This window comes from Halorubrum sp. SP3, from assembly GCF_005435195.1.
In the GTDB taxonomy this organism is placed as follows: Archaea; Halobacteriota; Halobacteria; order Halobacteriales; family Haloferacaceae; genus Halorubrum; species Halorubrum sodomense.
This window is the reverse complement of sequence record NZ_SGTU01000476.1, coordinates 1-358: the sequence shown is the minus strand read 5'-3', so window position 1 is coordinate 358 and position 358 is coordinate 1. Positions and strand designations below refer to the sequence as shown.

The 358-nt window shown below is 67.3% G+C and carries 1 protein-coding gene; it reads right to left on the bottom strand.

The window, feature by feature from the left end; all coding sequences use genetic code 11:
* Window positions 1-217 precede the first annotated feature (217 nt).
* On the bottom strand, window positions 218-358 hold a 141-nt coding region (locus EXE42_RS17295), incomplete at its 5' end, for a PhoU domain-containing protein (protein WP_275938243.1).

Sequence of the window (358 nt, the reverse complement as noted above, 5' to 3'; positions counted from 1 at the left end):
TAGATGCCCAGGCCGCCGACCAGCAGCGCGACGACGAACGAGATGATTGCTCCGAGAACCATGCGTCCGACCTCGCCGCTCGGACGGATATAACAGGGGGGAAGCGTCAGGCCCGGTGACAGGTTCCGGGTCGGGTACGCGGACTGTGCCGGGTCGGTGACGGAGACTGCGACCGGACCGTCGACGCGGCGGAAAATCGGAGGAGACCGGGCGGCGGTCAGTACAGCAGCGCGTCGTCGTTCTCGATCATGTACAGCGACCGGGCCGCGATGTTGACCGCGTGGTCGCCGACGCGTTCGAGGTCGCGGATCGTGAGCAGGAGCCGCGAGACGTTCCGCATCGTCGCCTCCACGTCCTC